A 16,601-nucleotide genomic window follows, 5' to 3' on the forward strand; every position below is an offset into this window, starting at 1 on the left:
GAAGAGAGAGACACATGAGCGAACGCATCTGGGACAAGTTCCTGACCGAGAAAGACAAGCGGATCTACCAGCTGGCCGGCTACGGCAAACGCGGTGGCTTCGGCACACGCCCGGCGCTGTTCATCATCGACGTGCAGTACAACTTCACCGGCGACGAACCGGGCGAGGATCAGGAAGAAGGCGTCAAGAAATACCGCACGCATTGTGGCGAGGCCGGCTGGAAGGCCGTGCCGCATATCGAGCGGCTGTTGAAGATCGCGCGCGAGAAGAACCTGCCGGTGTTCTACACCGTCTCCGAACGCCGCCCCGACATGATCGACAGCGGTGTGCAGGTCGGCAAAAGCCACCGCGGCCACGAAAAGACCTCGACCGAAGGCAGCCACGCGACCCAGACCGTCGCGCCGTTGGCGCCGCAGCCGCAGGACATCCTGATCGGCAAGCGCAAGCCCTCGGCCTTCTTCGGCACGATCTTCATGAGCCACCTCAACTTCCTTGACGTGGACACCTTGATCATGACGGGCTGCACCACCTCGGGCTGCCTGCGGGCGACGACGGTCGACGCCTATTCGTTCAACTTCAAGGTCGTGATCCCGGAAGAGACCGCCTTCGACCGGTTCGAGGCGAGCCACGCGATCAACCTGTTCGACCTGAACTGCAAGTATGCGGATGTGATCCCGACCGACGAGGTCGCCGCCTACATGGAAAGCCTGCCGGTCCGCGAAGCCTGAGACACACCACTATACGCCAACCGAACGCGGTCGCCTAAGGGCGGCCGCGTTCGCGTTTCTGGTGCAGCGTCAGTTCAGCGACACCAGTACCCGCGACACGGCGTCGACGTCGTAGCGGGTCTCGCCCTCTGCGGCGAGCGGCAGGCGGACGCAGGGGATGCCGTGCACCTTCTCGACCTTGGCGCAGTCGTCGGGCGGCAGCGAGGTGTCGCACAGAACATGGCTGACCAAGTCGCGCGGGCTGGCCTTCGGCCCGGCGTCGCGCAACAGCGGCGTCAAGATCGCGCCGATCTGCCCGGCAAGGTCGTGGCCCAGTGCCTCGGGGTCCTTGCCGAGGCTTGGCAGGTAGACCTTCGGCACCCGCCGCTTCGCGACCGCGCGGCCCACGCCCGCGGGCAGCAGGTTCGCGATCACGCTGGAGAACAGGCTGCCGGGCGGATAGCAGATCACCTCTGCCTGCTCGATCAGCCTGCGGTTCCGCTTCGGCAGGGGCACCGCGTCCGCTGACAACTCGGTGTCGCCGTCGCTCAGGAACAGCCGCGCGATCGGGCTGTCGAGAGGCGCGACCTCTTTGCCGCTGATCTGGCGCTGGCCGACGATCCGCCGCCCGTCCTGCAGCTCTACGCCAAGCTGCAGGTTCTCGTCTACGATGGCGCGGACGGTGCCGCGCACGTCGACCATCTTGGACATCAGGAACAGCACCGGCTCCAGCGCGCGCCCGTTGCCGAGGTAACCGCCGGCAAGGATCAGGTTGCCGATGCTCGCGTTGCGATAGTCGAAATCATCCGGCACCTCGTCCGCGAAGCGGGCCAGTTGCGTCTGGATCAGCTGCCGCATCGGCTTGGCGATGGCCGACAGCAGCGGGTGCTTGCCCTGCACCATCCGGGCGACCTCGGCCCTCAGCGCCTTCTGGTCGCCGTCCTTCGGCAGGCGGTGGCTGAACAGCGCATAAACGTCCGGTTGACCCAGCACCGTCTCGTCCGCCAGCGCCATCAGCCGCGAGCGCAGGTCGCCCACCGCCGGAATGTCGAAGGCCTGCCGCAGAACCTGCGAACTGCCGCCGCTGTCAAACGGGGTGATCAGGTGCATCGAGTTGAAGGTGTAGTGCTTCAGCCGCCGCGAGATCCCGTTCAGCGCGCTGCCGCCGCTGAAGAACAGGATGCGCGGCCCGAGATGCGGCGCGCTTTCGGCCCGAGCGACCCGCAGGTCGTCGGGAAGCGTCACTTCGCGCGCGACATGGATCGAGGTCATTTTCCCGCTGTCCCCTTGCACCGACCGGATTCGATCTTTGCATCCATGTTACCAGAGGCGCATATGGCAGCATGAACGCAGAAGATGTCATACGTCCGACAGTCCGTGCTGTCATCCGGAAGGGGAATCTCGTTCTCGTGCAGGTCAAGCAATCGCCGTCGGGCAAACGCTATCTGACCCTGCCGGGCGGACGGCTGGAGTATGGCGAGACGGTCGCGGACTGCGTGGTGCGCGAATGCGTCGAAGAGATCGGCGTCGCGCCGGTGGTGGGCGACGTGCTGCATGTCGCCGACGTGTTCCGCACCCGGAAGGACGGCAAGCGCCACCTGGTCGAGATCCTGCTGTCCTGCACCGTGCCCGACGACTACAAACCCCGGCTGGGCAAACGCCCCGACCGGCGGCAGATCCAGACCATCTGGACCGACCCCGCCGCGCCCGAGGCCAAGTTCTTCCCGCGCTACGACCGCTTCTTGTCGCGTGACGATGCGCCGGTGTACCTGGGAAGGCTCGACAATGCCGTCCCCTGATCCGATCACCGAGAACATGTCGTTCCTGCTGGCCGAACTCGACGGACAGCTGACACGGCTGATCTCGTATTTCGACGCGCCGCGCACCGAAACGGCGCTGCAACTGATCCAGCGGGCGGGCTATTCGCACAACCTGTCGGCGCGTGTCCGCAAGGCCTGCCTGTCCGGCATGATGCGGGGCAAGACGTCCGAGACGAAACAGCTTCGCCTGCAGGGGACCGACACCATCGCGCGGAACCTCGACCTGATTTCCCGGCTGGGGCGCCGCGCCGTGGAACAGGCGGAACGGATGGACCGGCAAAAGGTGCTGCGTGCCGATACCTACGTCACGCCGCTGAAGATGGTGCGGAAGACGGTGGCCCGCATCCAAGCGGCATTGGACGACCGCGACAGCAAGATGGCGGTGCAGATCGGCCAGACCCGCGCCGAGCTGGGCGTGTTCAACGACAGGCTCTTTCGCACCTACACCCGCGACATGCAGGGAACGAAGCATGCCGGAGATCTGGCCTATGCCCTGCTGACGCTGAACGAGATCACCCGCATGGGAGAGGCGTTGCAGGCGATCAGCGAGGCGATCCTGTCGATCAACATCGGCCAGTCGGTTCAGTTCGAACGCTATTTCACGCTGCGCAGCGTGCTGGCCGGGGTCTCGCGCGACGAGGACATCTCACTTCAGCCGCTGGCGGAAACGCGGTCGGGCAGCGCCATTTCAAGCGTCAGCCTGCGGGACGCGAAGGGCAAGACCGTCTCGGCCGTCTTCAAGGACGGGGACCGCCGAAAGGTGAAGGAAGAACGGGTCGGCGTGAAAAGCTGGAACTCGGTCTATCCCGGCCTCGCGCCGGAAATCCTGTACTACGAGAAAAGCGGCGAATCCGCCGCGCTGCTGATCGAGCATCTCGAGGGCGAGACCTTCGAGGATATCGTGCTGGGCGGCTCCGACGACGCTTTGGCAGAGGCGCAGGCGGCGCTGCACAAGACGGTGCGCGACATCTGGCGGCAGACCCGCACCGACGAGCCCGCCGAGATGAAGGCGATGGACCAGTTGGGCAAGCGGATGAAAGACGTCTACCGCCTGCACAAGCGCTTCGACCGTGGCGCCGAGTCCATCAACGGCGTCACGGTGGCCAGCCTCGATGACCTGATCGCCGCCGCCGCCGCCCGCGAGGCGAAGCTGAAGGCGCCGTTCTCGGTCTACATTCACGGCGACTTCAACCTCGACAACGTGATCTACGACGCGGTGGCGAAGAAGATCCGGTTCATTGACCTGCACCGGTCGCGGTACATGGACTACGTGCAGGACGTATCCGTGTTCATGGTGTCGAACTATCGGCTTCAGGTGCTTGACGCCGGAACGCGCGCACGGATCGCGGGGGTGGCGGCCGATATGCACGCGATGGCCGCCAAGTTCTCCCGACGCGAGAAGGATCCGACTTTCGAATATCGCCTTGCGCTGGGTCTCGCCCGGTCCTTCGCCAGTTCGACGCGCTTCGTCGTCGATCAGAGCCACGCGCGGCGGATGATCCTGCGCGCCCGGTACATTCTGGAAAGCGCGCTTGCGGTGCCTGCGGGGAAAGAGGCGCGGTTCCGGCTGCCTGTAAGGATGCTGTTCAGTGACTGAGAAAATCGGAGTCATCGGAACCCCCGGAAAATGGTCGACCGAAGCACTGGCGGATGCCTTCGAGGCGCGGACAGGCTATCGGCAGGTGATCGACATGGCCCACGTCACGCTGGAACTGGATACCAGGCGCTTGCTGTGTGACGGCACCGACCTGTGCGAACTCGACGGGCTGGTGCTGAAGAAGGTGGCCGAGGACTACAGTCCCGACGCGCTTGACCGGCTGGAGCTTTTGCGCGTCGCCGAGGCGCGCGGGGTGCGGGTCTTCAGCCCGGCGGAAAAGGTGATCCGGCTAATGGACCGGCTCGCCTGCACCGTGACGCTGGCCAACGCGGGCATCCCGATGCCGCCGACCACGATCACCGAGGATGTCGACGCCGCGCGTGCCGCGCTGGAACGCTTCGGCTCGGCGGTGTTCAAGCCGCTGTTCTCGACCAAGGCGCGGGGCATGGTGCTGCTGGACCACGATGCGCCGGACGCCGCCGCGCAGATCCAGACGTTCAAGGCCGCGAACCCGATGATGTATATCCAGCAGAAGGCCGACCTGTCGGGCCACGACCTTGGCATGGTGTTCCTTGCGGGCGAATATGTCTGCACCTACGCCCGCGTCAGCCAGACGGGCAGTTGGAACACCACGATCCATTCCGGCGGCAAATACGCGCCATACGCACCGTCGGCGGAGCTGATCGAGCTTGGCCGCAAGGCGCAGGCCCCGTTCGGACTGACCTTCACCACGGTCGATATCGCGCTGACGCCGGACGGTCCCATCGTGTTCGAGGTGTCTGCCTTTGGCGGCTATAGCGGCGCGCTGAAAGGTTGCGGGATCGACGCCGCCGCTTTGGTGGCCGAGCATGTGCTGGCCGAGGTGTCGCCATGAACGCCGCCGCGATCCTGTCACGCCTCGACCTGTCGCCCGCGCTCGAGTCGGACCCGTTTCACCTGACGGTGGGCCCGGTGGGGGTGACAGTGCTTTGCCCCGAGCCGCTGCGCGCTGCGCTCGTCTCGTATTTCAGCGAGGCCGTGACGGACGTGCCCGGCGACATCACCGTGCATCTGCTGCCGGGGCAGGCGCTGGTCCCCGAGCCGGAATGGACCGAGTGGCGGCGAGAGGCTGGCAAGGCGGGGCGGAAGGACGCGGTCTGCGACCTTGAAGACGCCCGCCTTGTCCGCAAGGTTCGCAGCGGCGTGACCTTCCTGCAATCGCCGGAATACGCTGTCGCCTTCGGCCCGCTGGTCGAGAACGAAAGCACCGTCATCAACTTCATCAACACGCAGATCCTGAACATCTGCCTGCGCGATGATTGGCAGCTTGCCCATGCGGCGGCGGTGACCCGTGGGCGGCGGACGCTGGCGGTGTCGGGGCTGTCCGGTGGCGGCAAGTCGACCTCGGTGCTGCGGCTGATGGATATCGAAGGCGCGGGCTTTCTCAGCAACGACCGGGTGCTGATCCGCGCCGGCGATCCGCCCCGCGCGCTGGGCATCCCGAAACATCCGCGCATCAATCCCGGCACGATCCTTGGCAACCCGCGCCTGCGGGGGATGCTGACGCCCGCGCGGATCGCGGAACTCGAAGCGATGCCGCCGGCCGACCTCTGGTCGCTGGAGGACAAGCACGACCTGATCATTTCACAGGTCTACGGTCCCAAGCGGGTGCGCTACGAAGGTCCGCTCACCGACTTCTGGGTGCTGAACTGGAGGCGGGATAACGACGCGGCCACACAGGTGACCGAAGTCTCGCTGAAGGACCGGCCGGACCTTCTGGGCGCGATCATGAAAAGCCCCGGTCCGTTCTACCAGCACAACGACGGCAGCTTCGAGCCGAACGGCAACGCACCCGACCCGGCGCCGTATCTGCGGGCGCTGAAGGGCGTCCGCGTCTGCGAGGTGTCGGGCGGCGTCGACTTCGACGCGATTGCCCGTATGGGGCGGCAGCTTCTCGATGGCTGACCGTGGCTACGTCGCCTTCCTGCGGCACGGCGACTATCGCCAACGCGCGGGCGCGCCCTCGGCACGGCAGCCCTATCCGCTGACCGAAAAGGGACTGCGGCAGGCGGCGGACGGGGCGGATGCGCTGGCGGCGATGGTCGCGGCGCATGGGCTGACCTTGGCGCCGGTGATCTACAGTTCACGGCAGTTGCGGGCGTGGCAGACCGCTGACGCGGTGGCGGACCGGCTTCGGTCGCTCGGGCATAGGGTGGACGGGATCGAACAGACCTCGGCCCTGGCAGAGCGCGGCCTTGGCAGCGCCGCGAACCTGACGGTGGACGAGATCGAAAGCGTGCTGCGCGACGATCCGCGATACGGCGCGCCGCCCGTGGGGTGGAAATCCGACAGCGACTATCGCCTGCTGCTGGAAGGTGCCGAAAGCCTGATGGACGCGGGGCAGCGGGTCGCGCGGCATATCGAGGCGACCACCCAGCCGGGTCTGGTGACAATCCACGTGGGCCACGGCGCCTCGTTCCGGCATGCCTGCTGCTGTCTCGGTATTCTCGAAAAAGCACAGATCGCAGCGTTATCCATGTTTCATGCCCAACCGTCACTGATCTGTCATGAACCGGATGGTAGCTGGCAACACTTGGACGGAGCATGGAAAATCAGGGAACCTGAGGACGAGCCGAAGGATTGATCCCTGACAAGGCATCGGGGTCGGCACGTGAGCAAACTTTCCGAAATCCTACAATCGGGTCGCCCCGCGCTGCCACAGGTGTTCGATACCGCCGCTGTCCTGGCCGATCTTCCCCGCACCGTCGAGCCATGGCCCGGCGCCGACAGCCACCCGCAGATCGCCGGTTGCCTTGAACGCGCGAGGCAGAACGGCGGATGGCATTGGCCGACCCAGCCGATCATCTTCATCTCTGACCCGCATGCCGATGCCGAGGGCTTTCTGCGCTCGCTGACCGCCGCCGGGGCGATCCGGCGCGACGGCGCGCAGGTGGTGCTGACCGGTTTCGGCCAGCAGGCGCGGATCATCCTCGGGGGCGACAGTCTCGACAAGGGGCCCAGCAACCTTGGCTTGCTGGATGCCATCGCGGCGGTCCGGGCCGCCGGAGCCGATGTGCACATCCTTGCAGGCAACCACGATCTGCGCATGCGGATGGCGGTCGCCGCGCTTTGCGGTCCGCGCACCGCGCTGAACGAACATCTGTTCGTGCGGATGGGGCGCAAGATCCTGCCCGCGCTGCGCGAAGTGCTGGACCGGTTCGTGACGCCCGCCGAACTTGCCGCGCTGCCGGACGAGGCCGCCTGCCGCGCGCGCCTGACGCCCCGCACCGACTGGCCCGACCGCTTCGCGGCCGCCGCAAAGGGCGAATTGCGCCGCAAGGTCATCGCCAAGGAAATCCGCAAGCTGAACGAAAAACTTGCCAAGTTCGAGAAAGAGCGTCGCCGGTCCGGGATGACCTGCCGCGAAATCCTGGCCGCCGCCCTGAAGTGCCACGACATCTTCTTCGAGCCCGGCGGGCATTATGCATGGTTCTACGACACGATGGACGTGGTGGCGCAGGTCGGCTCGTTGCTGTTCGTGCATGCAGGCCTGTGCGACAGCATGTGTACGGCGCTGGTCGCAGAGGGAACCGAGGGCGTGAACGCCCGTTACCGCGAAGCGGCGGAACATGCATCGCTCGGGTTCTACTTCGGACCGCTCGCCAACCTTGTCCGCACCAAGTATCGCGACTCTGACTGTGAACTGACGGACGCGGGCGTCGGCGCCCTGCACCGCGCAGGCATCCACATGGTCGTGCAAGGGCACGTCAACAACCACGAAGGCCAGCGCCTGCTGGCCAAGCGCGGTCTCTTGCACCTTGAGGCAGACGTGACGCTGGACCGCGCGTCGCGGGCGCTGGAAGGGCTGGACGGCATCGGGGCCGGTGCGACCTTGATCTTTCCCTCCGGAGATGTGATCGGCTTGAGCCGTGACTTTCCGTGGGCCAAGCACTTTGCCCCGGAACGGATAAGCCCGCGGATCAGCTGACGCAGGAGGCACCGCATGAGCGACGACAACGCGCGTTTCCGGCACGAGTCCTTGCAGGATGCCAAGACGATCAAAACGCTGCTGACGGCGCTGTCCAAGGGCTTCTCGAAGGGCGAGATGACGCTGGGCGACGAGGATGAAGAGCTTGTCTTGAAAGTCGACGGCCTGATGAACGTCCGCATCAAGGGAGAACGCGAGGACGGTCGGTGCGAGTTCAGCCTGCGCGTCCGCTGGTCGGACCCCGCCGCACCGGTCGCCAGCAAGGGCAAGCCCCGGATCGAAAGCTGACGGGCGGGTTCCGGGCAACCGGGCCGGTCCGGGAATGACAGGGTGCCGGTCCGCTGTTAGCCTTGCCTTCGGGCGCGGTCGCCTTCCCGCCGCGCAGTTCGCAAAAGGTCGTTTCGATGCCCAGATTTCTCTTTTTCATCGCGGTCGCCGTATTCGCGACCGCAGCCCACGCCCAGCAGATCGTCACGCCCGCCGGTCCCTATATCACCGACACCGGCTGCCTTGTTCAGGGGCTCGACCCGAATGGCGACGGTTTCCTTGCCCTGCGCGCGGGTCCGGGCACGAATTATTCCCAGATCGGCAGCCTGCACAACGGCGACGCCGCCTATCTGCGCAAGTGTCAGGGGAAGTGGTGCTATGTCGAGAACGGCGCACTGAACGGGCGCGAGGCACGGTTCCGCGGCTGGATCTACACCGCGTGGTGCCAGTTCTATCCGTGACGGCAAGCCGTCCGTACAAGCCGGCTTAATCAATAATTAACCCTTAACCCTTCCACTTCAGGTGGTTGCCCGCACCGGCCTTGGTCGCTGGTCCGGGCCGTTTCTCAGTTGGCGGGGCAGGGATGGCCGAGATCGGAACCGTTGTGCAGGCGGCAGGCCGGACAGTGCAAGACACGGTCGTCCGGCCGCTGTCGCCCGGCATCGTGCCGACCCGTGGCGCAAGCGCGGACGCGCTGGTGGATCTTGGCCACCTTGCCTCTGCCCTGTGGCGCGGCCTGTGGCTGATCGCTGTGTGCATCGTGCTGACGGTCGGGCTTGCCAGCTATTACCTGCTGTTCGTCGCGGTGCCGAACTACACCGCCGAAGCGCGCATCGTCATGGAAGCCCGGGACCAGACCGTCGTCGATCTTGAAAGCGTGATCTCGGGCCGGGGCACGGACGAGGCGTCGCTGAACACCGAGATGTCGGTCATGACGTCGCGCACGATCCTCGAACTTCTGGTGCATGAACTGGACCTGACGAACGACCCGGAGTTCAACGCGGGTCTCGTCCCGGCACGCCCGCTGTCCGCCATCTGGATGGTCGACCTTGTCCGGGGCTGGCTGGGCTTGCCGCTGGTCGACGGGACGCCGCGCACCGAGCAAGAGGAATTGCTGGAAACCGTGGATGCGCTGGCCGAGGCGATATTCGTCCGGATCGAGCCCTATTCCTATGTCTTCAGCATCCGCGTCAGGACCGAAGATCCGGGGAAATCTGCGCTGATCGCGAACCGTCTGGCGGGGATTTACCTGGACGAACAGATATCTACCAAGTTCTCGGCGACGGAATACGCGGTCGACTGGCTGTCGCAGCGGGTGACCGAGCTGGAGCTTGAACTGAAACAGAAGGAAGAGGCGGTGCTGGAGCTAAGCTCGGTTTCGCTTCTGATGCCCGAGGCGTCGCTGGAGGCGTTGAAAAGCCGCGAGCGAGAGGCGCAGGGCAGGATCGCCCTGCTGGAAGACGCGGCGGACCGGGCGGCGCGCGAAGCAGCCGGTCTCGCTGCGGCCCTGGCGGAAGGGGACCTGCGCGGCGCGTTGGACCTGGCCCGCGATGCGGAAGCCTTCGCGCTGCTCGACATCGGCGACGGGGCGGGCGCGCTGGAACGGTTGCGCGCGGTCTTGCGGGACCGACGTGATGACGCGCGCGCAGCGGCAGAGGACGTCGCCGCCGAGCGCGCCGCCCACGCCGCGCTGGTCGACCGGATCGACGCCGAGGACGCGCTGCGGCAGGACCTGACCCAGCGGGTCCGGGATGCCGACGCCACGCGGGTGCTGTACCAGACCTTTCTGGCGCGGCTGAAAGAGACCTCGATCCAGATCGGGCTGCAGCAGGCCGACAGCCGCATCCTGTCCGGTGCGGTGCCCGGGGAAGAGGTCGCGCCGCGCCGCGCGATGATCCTTGCCGTGGCCGCGATGCTGGGCGCGGTGCTGGGCGTCGGGATCATCCTGCTGCGGCAGTACATGAACCGCGGGTTCCGGACGGTGGACGACCTTGAAGAAGCGACCGGCTACACGGTCCTTGGCCAGATCCCCCGTATCCCCGTGCGGCGGCGGCGCGGGGTGCTGGACTATTTGCGGCGCAAGCCGACCTCTGCCGCGGCAGAGGCGATCCGCAACCTTCGGACCTCGGTTCTGTTGTCCGATGTCGACAGGCCGCCAAGGGTCATCATGTCGACCTCGTCGATCCCCGGCGAGGGCAAGACGACGCAGTCCATCGCCTTGGCGCAGAACCTTGCGGGGCTGGGGCAACGCGTGCTGCTGGTCGAAGGCGATATCCGCCGCCGCACCTTCACCCAGTATCTGCTCGCCGATCCGCCGGGTAGCCTTGTCCAGGTGGTCTCGGGCACGCTGACGCTGGCCGAGGCGGTGGTGTCCGACCCGGCGCTCGAGATCGACGTGCTGATGGGGGACCGTTCCTCGGTGAACGCGGCGGACATATTCTCGTCCGATAGCTTCCGGCGGTTCATCCTGTCGGCGCGCAATGCCTATGACTACGTGGTGATCGACACGCCGCCGGTTCTGGTGGTGCCGGATGCGCGGGTGCTTGGGAAATACGCCGATGCGATCGTCTATTCGGTTCAGTGGGACAGAACCTCGAAAGAGCAGGTCACCGCCGGGCTGCGCATGCTGTCGTCGGTGCATCTTAAGATCACCGGTCTGGTCCTGTCGCAGGTCGATCCGAAGGGGATGCGGCGATACGGATACGGCAGTCGGCATGGCGCCTATTCGTCCTATGGCAAGGGCTATTACGACAGCGGCGCCTGACGCTTTGCGGGCGCAGGCGCGCTGTGTCCAGACCGCGCGCCGCGACCGCTTATGTCTCGAAAATCGGATCCTCTGGCAGAGGCTGAAAGCCCTGTTTTTCTTGGCTTGAACGCTCGGGCCGGCGGAAAAAGATTAACATTAACCGCCTATTAAATCTTCGGCCTCAAACCTGTGATCGCTGACGGAGTCAGGGGTGACTTGTTTCGAGGAACTGACCGTGGATCGTATAAATGTTGGCGGCTACGAAACCGTTACTGCGGACCGAAAGGAACTCTCCGCCTGGATCACCGAACAATGTCTGGAACGACGAACGGCGGACGCTCCGCCGGCGATGGTGTTCTCGTCGAACGGGCAGGGCATCGCCCTGCGCGGGCGGGACGCGGATTTTGACCGGGCCATGCGCGCGGCGGACGTGGTGCATGCCGACGGAATGTCGGTGGTGATGGCTTCGCGCCTGCTCGCGCGGACGTCGATCCGAGAACGCTCGGCGACGACCGACCTGTTTCACGACGTGGCGCGCGATGCGGTGGCGAACGGGCTGAACTTCTATGTCCTCGGCAGCACCGAGGATCAGAACCGCCGCGCCGTCCATGCGATGCTGTCGCTGTATCCCGAACTGCGGATCGTCGGCCGCAGGAACGGCTATTTCGGCCGCGATGAGGACGCGGCGGTTTGCCGGTCCATCGTCGAGGCGGGAACGGATGTTCTGTGGGTCGGGCTGGGCAAACCCCTGCAGGAAACATGGAGCCATTCGAACCGGGGCCGCCTGCACGGCGTCGGCTGTATCAAGACCTGCGGCGGTTTGTATTCCTACCTGACCGGCGACGCCGCCCGCGCGCCGAAATGGATGCAGCGCGCGGGGCTGGAGTGGCTGTTCCGGCTGGTGCAAGAGCCGCAGCGCCTGATGCGCCGCTATCTGGTGACCAACACGGTCAGCGCATGGCGGTTGCTGACGCAGACCGGATCGCGCGGGACCTGAGCGCATGTACCAAGGCTGGTTCCGTCTGTTTCTGGCGGCGCTGGTCGTCTATGCGCACTATTTCCCGAACATCGGAAACACCGGCAAATACGCGGTGTTCAGCTTCTACCTCGTCTCGGGGTACCTGATAACGGCCGTGACCTGCGGCCGTTATTCCGATGGTGTCCGGGGCTTCGCCGCGTTCCTTGTGAACCGGGTCCTGCGTATCTATCCCGCCTATATCGCCGCGTCGCTGTTCTCGCTTGCGGTGATCCTGCACGCGCCGGACGTGGCGGCGCGGATCTCGCCCTACATGCACGTGCCGGACGGCCTGACGGGCTGGCTGCCGCAGGGTCTGATCTTTGGCGCGCTGACCCCGGCAGGAAAGGCCGACGCCCTGTTCGTCCCCGTCGTGTGGAGCCTGAATGTCGAGCTGGTCTACTACATCCTGATCGCGGGGCTGCTGGGGCGGTCGCTTGCGGTCTGCACCGCGTGGTGGTGGGCTTCGCTGGCGGTGGCGCTGGGCTATGGCGTGTTCGGGGATATCGACCGGCACTATTTCTCGTTCGTCAGCCCGTCGATCAGCTTCGCGACCGGCGCAATGCTGTACCATCATCGCGGCCGGGTGTTCCGTGCGCTGCACGGCGCCCCGATCCTCCGCGTTTTCGTGGGAAGCCTAGCGGCTTTCGCGGTGTTCGTGTTCTGGCCCGAACCGATTGGCGCGTATCTTTACGCCGTCCGGGGCCTGTCGCTGGCCGAGGTGCAGGCCCGGCTGTGGATCGTGGACGCCTTCTGGCTGGTTCTGCTGATCGTGCCCTTCGCCGCCGCGTCGCTGATGCTGTCGCTGGCGCCGACCCCCGGGGCAAACGAACAAAGCCGCCGCGCCGCGCGGCTTTCGGCCTTTTGCGGCGACCTGTCTTACCCGATCTTCCTGCTGCACTGGCCGGTTCTGGTGCTGGTCACCGCGCTGTTCGGCGGCTCGGGCGGTTTCGGCCCTGAACGCGAGCGGATCTATTCCGTGCTCGCCCTTCCCTTGGTCATGGGTTTGTCGGCCTTGGTCGTGCTTCTGGTCGAACGCCCGATGGCCACCACGCGCGCCCGCGTCCGGCTGGCAGCTTAGCTGCTCCCTAGACCGGTGCGCGCGCCAACCGCAACAGCGTGGCCGGCCGGTTCTGCGGCACCGCCAGCCCGTTCGCGATGATCAGAAGCAGGCCGAACCACGGCAGATCGTGGACCCGGTCCACCAGCATCAGCGTCAGCGCGAACAGACCGAACGCCGTCATGGACAGATCGCGTGGCGCGATCACGAAGCGATAGACCAGCATCGCAAGGACCAGCGCGGTGAAGGGCAACCCGAATTCGGCAAGCATGACCGAGACGCTGGAATACGGCTTGTTGGAACTGGAACTGATCGCCCAGATGTCCTGCAGGAAGGTTGCCATCACCGTCTGCAAATAGCGCTCGTGGTACTCTGGCGTGAACATGCCCGGAAGATCCGGCACGGTGAACGAAGACAACTCTGCCGTCAGGTGGCTGGTCCACAATGCGGCCTGCCCGCCGTACTGCCCGATGCCGCCGCCGATCCATAAGTTCAGCGGGGCGTCGTCGAACATGCGGGCGATCAGGGCAAACTGGTAGACCTTCGGATGCAGCCCGAAGACCTGCGCGAAGACGGTCGATACCGTTTCGATCCGGTAAGACAGGTAGGACCCGATCAGCACCGTCAGGACCGCCAACGCGAGAGCTGATTTCACCGGTCGGCGCAGACCATAGCATGACAACCCCGCGACCCCGGCGAGGATGCCGATCAGGTAGTTCGGCATCAGGAAGTTGATGACGGACAGAAGCAGGAACCCACGCCTGGCGCGACCGCCGAGGCCGCGTTGACGAAGCTCGCACACGATACCTACGAAGCCGAACAGAGTGACGATCCGCGCGCCGCCAAGGCCGAAGGTGGCATAGTAATAGTCGGGCAGGAAATGCACGTACGGGAGCTTCAGCGGAAAGCCCATGCGGATCAGGCTGACAAGGCTGGTCGCCGCGATGACGACCTGAAACAGGCGGATCAGCCTTGTCGGGTCAATCCATTCGCGATCCGGTCCGGCGCCGAAAGCCCCAAGCAGGAATGCGAAGCACAGCGCGTATTCCAGCACCGCGACGGTGCCCGACACATTCGCCGTCATCGCGTTCGCCGCGAAGGCGACGGTCAGGAACAAAAGCACCGGCACTTGCGCTGGCACCCAGTCCCGCCAGCGGACAAGGGCCAGCGGCGCAAGGCTGTAGGCCGGATAGCTCAGCGCGGTGCGCGGCAGGAAGGTCAGCACGGTCACGGCAGCATAGACCAGCGTCCCGGCGCGGACGCTCACCATGGCAGCGGCCGGTTCAGCAGATCGGCAAGGCGGGCGTTCTCTGGTGCGAAGGTCGTGCTGAGCCGCACTAGAATTTCCGGCGGAACACGGCCGGCATAGACGCCGACGTTGCGCGGACGGACCCGAGGCGGCGTGTGCGGCGGAAGGCCGAGAAAGGCATGCACCTCGGCAAGAACGGCAAGCGGTTCGGCGAAGAACCTGTCGCTGGTCTCGATCAGGAAGTTCTCGCGCGGGAAGAGGGCGAAGTACCGCTTCAACTGCTCGGCGTATCGTCCGCGACCGACATAGGCAAAGCTTTGCCCCTGCGTCCGATGCTCGTGCCTGCGGCCAAGCAAGACCCCGGCGTCCGGGCCGGTGCGCCGCGGCTCGGCGTCCAGCGCCTTTGCCAGCGTCAGGGGTTCGTAGCCAAGCCGCCTTTCGTGGAAATAGTGCGAAATCGCCCGGTCCACGGGATCTCGCAGCAGGACGATGAACCGCGTGGTCGGAGGCAACGTGTCCGCGATCCGCCGCGCCGCCTCTGGCACGAAAAGATAGCACGGTGTCGCCTCTCCCGTGAGGGCGGTGCCGTCCGGAAAGTTGGACCGATACCAATCCGGCCCCCATCGATGGAAACGGTCGAAATACGAGATTTCCTTGGTGCGCGCCGCAGCGGTTCCGGGATGGCGCATGATCAGGTCATACAGCGTCGTGGTGCCCGCCTTCTGCGCGCCCAGTATCAGGAAGTCCGGCAGCCGCCCGGTCTGCCCGGACAACTGTCGCAGCTTCTGAACGCCCCGCCGGGCAAGGTACACCTCGGGCCGGATCAGGTTGCGGACCGTCTGCGGCAGGACCTTGCGGGCGACCGTGTCCATCGCTCAGCCCGCCCGAAGCCGCCGGAAGGACCACGGCAGGATGCGAAGCCGCGCGTGGCAGACCCACAGAACGTTGAGGTTCCAGCCGATCATCGCAGCGGCCGCGCCTGCGGCGGCCCCGGTCAGCCCGCCCATCGTTGCGCCCAGCCAGACAAGGGCAGGGGTCGCCACGCTCCACCCGCCCATCACGAAGGTCGCTGCCTTTTCAAGTCCGGCCATGTTCAGCAGCATCGCGTTGGGCCCGCACAGCGTGTTGCCGACCTGCCCGAGGATCAGAAGTGTCAGCGCCGGGGCCGCCGCACGGTAGCTGTCCGAGAACAGGCCAAGCGCGAAAGGCCCTGCCACGGCAAGGATCAGCCCGCCGCCGACCGCGATGCCGCCGGCCATCAGCGCGCCAAGGGTCATCACCCGGCGCACGGCCTCGACCCGACCGGCGTGGAAGTCGCGCGACAGAACCGGCGCGACGACCTGGTTCACCGCGATCAGGGCAATCGACAGAAGCTTGGCGATCCGGTCGGCGGCGAAATAGGCTCCGCCAGCCGCCGGGCCCAGCACCAAAGCCACGACGATGGTGCCCGAGTGACTGCCCAGCGGGCCCGCCGTCGCGCCTGCCCAAAGCCAGACCGAGGTTTGGGTCATCTGTTGCCTGTCGCACGTCGGAAGGATCTGCGGCTTGACCCGCCGCGCTGACAGGTTGGCGAACTGCGCCAGCGTCACGACGCCCAGCGTACCCGCCGCCAGCCAGATCAGCGACACGCCAGAGGACCCGCCCGCGATCAACACCGCGCTGATCGCCAGACACCGCCAAAGAACCTCGCGCCCGGCCAGCGCCGTCACCACCGCGCTCTGCGCCCGAAGCGCGGCCTGCGCGACCTCGCTCAGCGCGAAGGCGAGCGTCATGGCCACCAGCGCCAGCGGCGCCTGCAGCACCAACGGCGTGGCAGGTTGCACGAATGAAAGGATCAGCCAGACCAGCGCAAGGGCGCCGCTTCCGGCCATGCAGGCCGCCACGGCCCGCAGCAAAGACCATCGCAACGCGGCTTCGGCATAGCCGCGTCCATAGGCCTCGTCATAGGCGGGCCAGAACCGCAGCACGGCAAGGTGCTGCCCGCCGGTGAAAGCGAAGCCAAGGATCGTCGCCAGCGAGAAGACCGCCGCGAAGATGCCGTACTCGGCATCCGTCGAGGCGCGGGCGGCAACCAGCAGGAACAGGAAGGCAAGGCAGATCCCGGCCAGCTTCAGAAGGGCGGCGAGCAGGGTGGTTTTCAGCAAATGACCTGTTCGCACGGGCGCGGCCTTTC

The 16,601-nt window shown here is 65.9% G+C and carries 16 protein-coding genes; 12 read left to right on the plus strand and 4 right to left on the minus strand.

Annotation, left to right across the window (positions count from 1 at the left end; genetic code table 11):
• Window positions 1-14 precede the first annotated feature (14 nt).
• Entirely contained in the window at window positions 15-728 is a 714-nt protein-coding gene (locus ACP156_RS00115) for an isochorismatase family protein (protein ID WP_425049248.1), read from the plus strand.
• 69 nt (window positions 729-797) lie between these two features.
• On the opposite strand, the gene ACP156_RS00120 is transcribed toward ACP156_RS00115, so the two are convergent.
• Window positions 798-1,979 (minus strand): GAK system CofD-like protein, encoded by a 1,182-nt coding sequence (locus ACP156_RS00120; protein ID WP_425049249.1) that lies wholly within the window; start codon window positions 1,977-1,979, stop codon window positions 798-800.
• A gap of 71 nt (window positions 1,980-2,050) precedes the next feature.
• On the opposite strand from ACP156_RS00120, the gene ACP156_RS00125 reads away from it, so the two are divergent.
• The 11 genes from ACP156_RS00125 to ACP156_RS00175 all read left to right on the plus strand — a co-directional run bounded on the left by ACP156_RS00125 (window position 2,051) and on the right by ACP156_RS00175 (window position 13,200).
• On the plus strand, window positions 2,051-2,506 hold the full coding sequence (locus ACP156_RS00125; protein ID WP_425049250.1) for an NUDIX domain-containing protein: 456 nt from the start codon (window positions 2,051-2,053) through the stop codon (window positions 2,504-2,506).
• Window positions 2,493-4,124, plus strand: a complete 1,632-nt coding sequence (locus ACP156_RS00130) for an aminoglycoside phosphotransferase family protein (protein WP_425049251.1) — start codon at window positions 2,493-2,495, stop codon at window positions 4,122-4,124. Before ACP156_RS00125 ends, ACP156_RS00130 begins: the two co-directional genes overlap by 14 nt.
• Window positions 4,117-4,998, plus strand: a complete 882-nt coding sequence (locus ACP156_RS00135) for a GAK system ATP-grasp enzyme (protein ID WP_425049252.1) — start codon at window positions 4,117-4,119, stop codon at window positions 4,996-4,998. The genes ACP156_RS00130 and ACP156_RS00135 overlap by 8 nt, the downstream gene beginning before the upstream one ends.
• Entirely contained in the window at window positions 4,995-6,068 is a 1,074-nt protein-coding gene (locus tag ACP156_RS00140) for an HprK-related kinase B (protein ID WP_425049253.1), read from the plus strand. The genes ACP156_RS00135 and ACP156_RS00140 overlap by 4 nt, the downstream gene beginning before the upstream one ends.
• Entirely contained in the window at window positions 6,061-6,747 is a 687-nt protein-coding gene (locus ACP156_RS00145; protein WP_425049254.1) for a histidine phosphatase family protein, read from the plus strand. The genes ACP156_RS00140 and ACP156_RS00145 overlap by 8 nt, the downstream gene beginning before the upstream one ends.
• 27 nt (window positions 6,748-6,774) lie before the next feature.
• The gene (locus ACP156_RS00150; protein ID WP_425049255.1) at window positions 6,775-8,091 is read left to right on the plus strand and encodes a metallophosphoesterase family protein; all 1,317 of its coding nucleotides are present in this window, start codon (window positions 6,775-6,777) and stop codon (window positions 8,089-8,091) included.
• Between the two features lie 15 nt (window positions 8,092-8,106).
• Window positions 8,107-8,379 carry an amphi-Trp domain-containing protein gene (locus ACP156_RS00155; RefSeq protein WP_425049256.1) on the plus strand — a complete coding sequence of 91 codons (273 nt, stop codon included), beginning with the start codon at window positions 8,107-8,109 and terminating at the stop codon, window positions 8,377-8,379.
• Window positions 8,380-8,495: 116 nt separating this feature from the next.
• Complete coding sequence (locus tag ACP156_RS00160; RefSeq protein ID WP_425049257.1) at window positions 8,496-8,819, plus strand: SH3 domain-containing protein; 324 nt, start codon at window positions 8,496-8,498, stop codon at window positions 8,817-8,819.
• A gap of 122 nt (window positions 8,820-8,941) precedes the next feature.
• A complete protein-coding gene (locus ACP156_RS00165; protein WP_425049258.1) occupies window positions 8,942-11,122 on the plus strand; it encodes a Wzz/FepE/Etk N-terminal domain-containing protein in 2,181 nt (726 codons plus the stop codon).
• Window positions 11,123-11,315: 193 nt separating this feature from the next.
• Complete coding sequence (locus ACP156_RS00170; protein ID WP_425049259.1) at window positions 11,316-12,101, plus strand: WecB/TagA/CpsF family glycosyltransferase; 786 nt, start codon at window positions 11,316-11,318, stop codon at window positions 12,099-12,101.
• Between the two features lie 4 nt (window positions 12,102-12,105).
• Window positions 12,106-13,200, plus strand: coding sequence for an acyltransferase family protein (locus tag ACP156_RS00175; protein WP_425049260.1), 1,095 nt, complete (start codon window positions 12,106-12,108; stop codon window positions 13,198-13,200).
• Window positions 13,201-13,207: 7 nt separating this feature from the next.
• Here the strand turns inward: ACP156_RS00175 and ACP156_RS00180 are convergent, their stop codons facing one another.
• The 3 genes from ACP156_RS00180 to ACP156_RS00190 are packed head-to-tail and all read right to left on the minus strand — an operon-like array spanning window position 13,208 to window position 16,572.
• Window positions 13,208-14,449, minus strand: coding sequence for a hypothetical protein (locus tag ACP156_RS00180; protein WP_425049261.1), 1,242 nt, complete (start codon window positions 14,447-14,449; stop codon window positions 13,208-13,210).
• On the minus strand, window positions 14,443-15,300 hold the full coding sequence (locus tag ACP156_RS00185) for a sulfotransferase domain-containing protein (protein WP_425049262.1): 858 nt from the start codon (window positions 15,298-15,300) through the stop codon (window positions 14,443-14,445). The genes ACP156_RS00180 and ACP156_RS00185 overlap by 7 nt, the downstream gene beginning before the upstream one ends.
• Before the next feature lie 3 nt (window positions 15,301-15,303).
• On the minus strand, window positions 15,304-16,572 hold the full coding sequence (locus ACP156_RS00190; protein WP_425049263.1) for a lipopolysaccharide biosynthesis protein: 1,269 nt from the start codon (window positions 16,570-16,572) through the stop codon (window positions 15,304-15,306).
• Window positions 16,573-16,601 lie beyond the last annotated feature (29 nt).

Origin of the sequence: Psychromarinibacter sp. S121 (genome assembly GCF_049801035.1) — a bacterium.
Lineage (GTDB): Bacteria > Pseudomonadota > Alphaproteobacteria > Rhodobacterales > Rhodobacteraceae > Psychromarinibacter.

Bases quoted from the DNA above. Each gene is read 5' to 3' on its own strand.
- ACP156_RS00115 (WP_425049248.1), top strand. From the start codon at position 15: ATGAGCGAACGCATCTGGGACAAGTTCCTGACCGAGAAAGACAAGCGG.
- ACP156_RS00120 (WP_425049249.1), bottom strand. From the start codon at position 1,979: ATGACCTCGATCCATGTCGCGCGCGAAGTGACGCTTCCCGACGACCTG.
- ACP156_RS00125 (WP_425049250.1), top strand. From the start codon at position 2,051: ATGAACGCAGAAGATGTCATACGTCCGACAGTCCGTGCTGTCATCCGG.
- ACP156_RS00130 (WP_425049251.1), top strand. From the start codon at position 2,493: ATGCCGTCCCCTGATCCGATCACCGAGAACATGTCGTTCCTGCTGGCC.
- ACP156_RS00140 (WP_425049253.1), top strand. From the start codon at position 4,995: ATGAACGCCGCCGCGATCCTGTCACGCCTCGACCTGTCGCCCGCGCTC.
- ACP156_RS00145 (WP_425049254.1), top strand. From the start codon at position 6,061: ATGGCTGACCGTGGCTACGTCGCCTTCCTGCGGCACGGCGACTATCGC.
- ACP156_RS00155 (WP_425049256.1), top strand. From the start codon at position 8,107: ATGAGCGACGACAACGCGCGTTTCCGGCACGAGTCCTTGCAGGATGCC.
- ACP156_RS00160 (WP_425049257.1), top strand. From the start codon at position 8,496: ATGCCCAGATTTCTCTTTTTCATCGCGGTCGCCGTATTCGCGACCGCA.
- ACP156_RS00165 (WP_425049258.1), top strand. From the start codon at position 8,942: ATGGCCGAGATCGGAACCGTTGTGCAGGCGGCAGGCCGGACAGTGCAA.
- ACP156_RS00175 (WP_425049260.1), top strand. From the start codon at position 12,106: ATGTACCAAGGCTGGTTCCGTCTGTTTCTGGCGGCGCTGGTCGTCTAT.
- ACP156_RS00180 (WP_425049261.1), bottom strand. From the start codon at position 14,449: ATGGTGAGCGTCCGCGCCGGGACGCTGGTCTATGCTGCCGTGACCGTG.
- ACP156_RS00185 (WP_425049262.1), bottom strand. From the start codon at position 15,300: ATGGACACGGTCGCCCGCAAGGTCCTGCCGCAGACGGTCCGCAACCTG.